Below are 5670 nucleotides of genomic sequence, written 5' to 3'. Positions count from 1 at the left end.
GGACGTCCTTTGGCATAAATCAAAGCCCGCTCAATAATATTTTCCAACTCCCTGACATTGCCCGGCCAGGAGTAACTCTGCAGCAGCCGATAAACATCAGCATCAGGATAAAGAGGCAAATGCCGATTCCCGGATGCTGCCTGGTCAATAAAGTATTTTACCAGTAAAGGAATATCATCAAGTCGTTCACACAGTAAAGGCAGAGAGATAAACACGACATTCAGTCGATAGTAAAGGTCTTCCCGGAACCGGCCCTGTTCAACTTCCTGCCGCAGTTTTTTATTGGTGGCCGCGATAATCCGGACATCCGCATAATGGGTTTGTTCACCTCCAACCCGCTGATACTCTCCCGACACCAGAACCCGCAACAATTTTGCCTGGATCGTAAACGGCATTTCCCCAATCTCGTCGAGGAAAAGTGTTCCACCATCGGCAAGGGCGAACTTCCCCCGCTTATCTTTTATCGCTCCGGTAAAGGCCCCACGCACATGACCAAATAATTCACTCTCCAACAAGCCTTCAGTAAGGGCCGCACAGTTAACCGCAACTAACGGTTTATCAGCCCTCAGGCTTAGTGCATGCAGCGAACTTGCAACCAGTTCCTTTCCAGTCCCGGTTTCTCCTTCAATGAGAACAGTGGCGGAAGTCGCCGCCACTTCCTGAATGGTATGAAAAAGCCGCTCCATCTGTGGAGTCCGGCCGATAAAACCTTCCCGACTGAATTGTTTTTGCCATGAAGCCCGCCAGGCCAGATTCTGGTGAAGCAGAGAAATTTTATCCCAGATACGTTCCAGAATTATCTCCAATTCATCAATATTAACCGGTTTAGTCAGGTAATCTTCAGCTCCCTGTTTCATCGCCGTAACGGCATCATCAACGCTTCCCTGGCCGGTGATCATCACTACATTGAGAGAAGGTGTCTTGTTTTTTGCCTGCTGCAACAATTCCAGTCCACTCATATCAGGCATCTTTAAATCTGTAAGCATGATATCAATTCCACCGGCCTGCAGTCGTTCAAGCGCTTTCCTGGGGTTACTGAGTCCTTCTGCCGGGTAGCCATCATGCTGAAGCAGGGAAACCAGACCGGCTACCGCCCGGGGTTCATCATCCACAACCAAAATTCTTGGTTTATCCATCTGCTGACAACTCCGTCTGAGGAAGCTTAATCTTGAAAGCGGAGCCGTTTTCATCACTCACAAAAGAGATGTCTCCGCCATGGGCTTCGATAATATCCCGACACAGATGCAGTCCAACACCTGTTCCGGTGGATTTGGTTGTGTAAAATAAATTAAATATTTTCAATTGTTCCGCATAAGGAATCCCCGGTCCATTATCAATAAAATCAATAATCACCTGGTTGTTCTCCCTGACAACCATAATACCTAGCCTGCCATTTTCCTGCCCTGCCAAGGCTTCGATACCATTTTTTACCAGGTTTACAAATACCTGTTTCAGTTTGTCCCAATCTCCCCGCATCAGATTATGCGACATCGATAACGACAGATCAACAACTACCTTTTCGCGGTCAGCTTCCGGCTTCAGCAGGCTGACAACTTCCGACAGCAGTGCATTGATATCCACTGTTGTCAGTGAAAGTTCCCGGGATTTTTTCATCAGCAGAAAATCACTGGCCAACAGGTTCAAACGTTGATTCTCTAATCTGACAACCTCTATGATTCCATTGACTTCCTGCTGAGCATCTTCCGGTAACTCCTGCATCACCCTTTTCAATAACATCATCTGAATTTCGATGGAATTAAGCGGATTACGAATTTCATGGGTAAGTTCAGCCGCATATTCACCCATGGCGGCCAATCCCTTCAGACGTGAAATTTCTGAAAACAAACCAACATTTTCCGTAATATCCCTAAACATAACCATGCAGGCTTCAATCTTGGATCCCGGTTCCAAAATGGGATAAAAAGAAAGCTCAAAAACATGATTTCGGCCATCGGTATCCAAAAGACTGAAATTGGTTTTTTCACTTTCTCCAGCCGCAAACACCTTATCCAACCGGCAAAAAGGACAAGGTTCCGTCTGGTCAAAAATCATCCGATGACACTGGTTCCCGATAATTGCTGAGTTCTCCTTATCAACCCGGCGACTGGCAGCCTGGTTCATACAGACTATCTGGTAGCGTCTATTGATGATATAGATGGAATCCGCAATACTGTCGAGAACCTTTTGCAACAGCGGATAATTCCAGCGATTCCGGGAGTCATCAATCATAACAATTACCGGGTAAGCCGTTAGAAAAAATGAACGTATCAAAAAAATCAAGGAGATAAAAAATTATCACCATTCGGAATAAAAAGCAAGACAGGGGAATTCCGGGGACAGTATATTGGAATTCCGGGAATTCCGGGGACAGTATATTGAATTATCTGATACTTATCTATTCTATCCCCCCTGCATTGAAATTGACGCGGCAGTAAATTCTGTTATACTTACAGATAGATGACGGAGATAGTAACTACCGGATAGTTATATATCCTGTCCCCGGAACTATCCGCAGATCACGTTATACTACAGGTAGGAATTCAGTAAACAATCGTTTGAACAAGGGAAGGCTATGGATTACAAAAAACTACGGAAAGAAATGATAGAAAGACAGCTCATTTCCAGAGGGATTTCTGACCCCCGGGTCCTGAGAGCCATGGAAAATGTTGAACGACATCGCTTTGTCCCTCCCGGAATGCACGGCGATGCCTACCATGACCATCCTCTGCCAATCGGCAAAGGCCAGACTATTTCCCAACCATACATGGTTGCGGCCATGACTGAACAGCTAGACCTTATCAGCCCCGGCAAAAAAGTGCTGGAAATCGGGACCGGCTCCGGTTACCAGACAGCAGTACTGGCCGAACTGGCTGACGAAGTGGTTTCGATGGAAATTCACCAGAATCTGGCGGACAACGCGGCAAAAATACTAAAGGAGATTGGTTATGATAACATCCACATCATTGTTGGTGATGGAAGCCTTGGCTACCCTCCCAAAGCCCCTTATGATGCCATCATCGTCACCGCCGGGGCCCCCCATACTCCGAAAGCACTTACCGAGCAACTGGTTGAAAACGGCCGGTTGGTCATCCCTGTAGGACCTCTCGGCTACCAGATGCTCACCGTAATCAAAAAAATGGATAACAAGCTGGAAACCAGTGAGCTATTCCTCTGCTCCTTTGTTCCGCTAACCGGGGAAGACGGCTGGCAAAAAAGTAAATAGTGCTCATCCTTAAAAGCCGTATTTCCAAATGGGCACTGAATACTTGCCAAAAAAAAAGCCATGCACCCCAAATACGAATATGCATGGCTTAAAAAACAGTTAAAAAACTGAAGTGGTACTACTCACCAAAAATTTTATTCAACTTCTCCTGCATGGTTTCAGCGGTAAAAGGTTTGACAATATAATTACTGACCCCGGCCTTGACTGCCTCAATAATATTTTCCTTGAGTGCTTCCGCGGTTACCATCAACACCGGCAGATCTTTCAGATCTTCATCACCCCTGATGGCTTTCAACAACTCCAACCCTGACATTTTTGGCATATTCCAGTCAGTAACTATCAAATCAAAGGGTTCGGACTGAATCTTGGGCCAGGCCGTAACCCCATCATCAGCTTCCTGTACATTAGTAAAGCCAAGCTGACGGAGAATATTTTTAATAATCCGGCGCATAGTCGAAAAATCATCAACAACCAGAATTTTCATATCAAGATTCATGATTTCATTCCTTTGTTATTTTTCGTCAAACGAGCCTGCCTGGTCTTATTTTTCAAATGAATGATGGCTTTGGTGCGCATCTGGCAAACCCTTGATTCCGAAACTTCCAGAATCAGCCCAATTTCCTTCAGGTTCAGGTCTTCAAAATAGTAAAGTGATAAAACCAGGCGTTCACGTTCCGGCAGCTGATCGATAGCCTCAACCAGAAAATTATGCATTTCCTTGTCTTTAAACAAATCAAATGGGTCATCTCCATCCAATAAACGGACAAACTCATAGGGATCTCGAAGCTCCTCGCCATTTTCGAAATGCATATCTTCAAAATTGACCAGCGATATGCCCTTCGCCTTACCCAACAGTTTATAAAACTCTTCCAGGGAGATATTAAGTGCCCCGGCCATTTCCCCATCTTCCGCCGGCCGGCCCAACTTCTGTTCCAGGTAATTGTAAGTATTTTCCAGCAGGTTGCTGTCGCTTCTCAGACTACGAGAAGCCCAGTCCTGAGCTCGCAATTCATCGAGAATCGCCCCCCTGACCCGGATTTCAGCATAGGTTTTAAACTTGATTTTACGGGAAGAATCAAATTTGGAAATGGCATCTATCAGACCGATAACACCACTGTTAATCAAATCATTGAGATCAACATTGTCCGGCAAACGGGAAGAAATACGTTGAGCAATCCGCTGAATGAGAGGCAGGTACTCTAAAACAAGCGCCTCAGCACCCTGCTCACGCAGGGCACCTGTTTCACTCTCGAGCAAACTCTCCATGAAGTAATCTCCGCCAGAAAAACTGCAGACCACCGGTTTGTTTTTTAACCGGCGTCCGCTCCAACTCCCGGGCAACCAGCAAAAACTGTTTACTGGACTCGGCTTCGGGATTCATGTCCACTACTGCCCGTTGTCGACGTACTGCCTCGGGAATAGCTTTATCAAACGGTATATATCCCAAAAAATCCACGGAGATGTCAAGGAATTTTTCACAAACCAGATTAAGTTTATTAAATACCTGTTCGGCTTCCTTCAGATTCTGCACAGAATTCAACAACAGTTGAAATTGCTGTTCACCAAACCGGTTATGTAGAACTTTAATCAGCGCATAGGCATCGGTCATGGAGGTGGGCTCCGGGGTTACCACCACAACGGAGGTATGAGCTGCCACCAGAAAACTGGTAACCATTTCAGAAATTCCAGCTGCCGTATCTATGATAAGATAATCAAACCGGCCATCAAACATTTCCATTTGATCCAACAGGATTCGCTGTTCCTGAGTACCCATATGGGTGACTTCCTGGATACCGGAAGAAGCTGGAATTACCTTGATTCCTTTAGGTCCGTCAATAACAATATCCGCCAGGTCTTTTTCACCGGAAAGTACATGAGAAAGATTATGTTGAGGAGCAAAACCTAACAGTACATCAAGGTTGGCCAGGCCCAGATCCGCATCAAGAATCATGACTTTCCGGCCGGAATCAGCCAGAACGCAAGCCAGATTAGCCACTACATTAGTCTTCCCAACCCCTCCCTTGCCACTGGCTACCGCAATAACCCGGGTTTGACGCCCTTTATCCTTTAATGATGCTGCCTGATCCATTCTCACCTCTAAGCTGAGAGGCTTCAGCCTCCAGCGTTCAGTTTTAACTTAAGTTAAGCAGTTAGCTCTTAGCATTTAGCCAAGCAAAATTATGGTTTTACGTTAATAATGCACAACACCCAGCAGGTAACTGTATCCTAAGTTAAGCGATTAGCTGTTAGCTATCAGCGTTTAACCTTGAAAAATAAAGGCGTTACGTTGTACAAAGTACAAGGTAAAAACCTTAAACCCTACACCTTACACCTTAAACCTTTTTTTATTATTTCTCACAGAGACACGGAGTCACAGAGGGCAAATGACTCGGGTTCTCTGTGACTTTGTGCCTCTGTGAGAGTATTTTTATCTTTTCTGAAAACGT

6 protein-coding genes are annotated in these 5670 nt (G+C 45.4%); 1 reads left to right on the top strand and 5 read right to left on the bottom strand.

What is annotated here, in order from left to right:
• Both U9P07_01375 and U9P07_01370 read right to left on the bottom strand, forming a co-directional pair.
• The coding region (locus U9P07_01375) for a sigma-54 dependent transcriptional regulator (GenBank protein MEA2108056.1) at window positions 1-1136 on the bottom strand (1136 nt) is incomplete at its 3' end.
• Complete coding sequence (locus U9P07_01370) at window positions 1129-2229, bottom strand: ATP-binding protein (protein MEA2108055.1); 1101 nt, start codon at window positions 2227-2229, stop codon at window positions 1129-1131. The genes U9P07_01375 and U9P07_01370, both read right to left, overlap by 8 nt.
• Before the next feature lie 343 nt (window positions 2230-2572).
• Between U9P07_01370 and U9P07_01365 the strand changes: the two genes are divergently transcribed.
• The gene (locus tag U9P07_01365) at window positions 2573-3223 is read left to right on the top strand and encodes a protein-L-isoaspartate(D-aspartate) O-methyltransferase (protein MEA2108054.1); all 651 of its coding nucleotides are present in this window, start codon (window positions 2573-2575) and stop codon (window positions 3221-3223) included.
• Between the two features lie 118 nt (window positions 3224-3341).
• On the opposite strand, the gene U9P07_01360 is transcribed toward U9P07_01365, so the two are convergent.
• The 3 genes from U9P07_01360 to U9P07_01350 are packed head-to-tail and all read right to left on the bottom strand — an operon-like array spanning window position 3342 to window position 5312.
• On the bottom strand, window positions 3342-3719 hold the full coding sequence (locus U9P07_01360; protein ID MEA2108053.1) for a chemotaxis response regulator CheY: 378 nt from the start codon (window positions 3717-3719) through the stop codon (window positions 3342-3344).
• Window positions 3716-4489, bottom strand: a complete 774-nt coding sequence (locus U9P07_01355; GenBank protein ID MEA2108052.1) for a FliA/WhiG family RNA polymerase sigma factor — start codon at window positions 4487-4489, stop codon at window positions 3716-3718. The genes U9P07_01360 and U9P07_01355 overlap by 4 nt, the downstream gene beginning before the upstream one ends.
• Window positions 4467-5312: a MinD/ParA family protein gene (locus U9P07_01350; GenBank protein MEA2108051.1), complete on the bottom strand. Its 846-nt coding sequence runs from the start codon at window positions 5310-5312 to the stop codon at window positions 4467-4469. Before U9P07_01350 ends, U9P07_01355 begins: the two co-directional genes overlap by 23 nt.
• Window positions 5313-5670 lie beyond the last annotated feature (358 nt).

The organism is Pseudomonadota bacterium, assembly GCA_034660915.1.
Lineage (GTDB): Bacteria > Desulfobacterota > Anaeroferrophillalia > Anaeroferrophillales > Anaeroferrophillaceae > DQWO01.
Note: the sequence above shows the minus strand (reverse complement) of the source record. Positions and strands in the feature narration are given on the sequence as shown.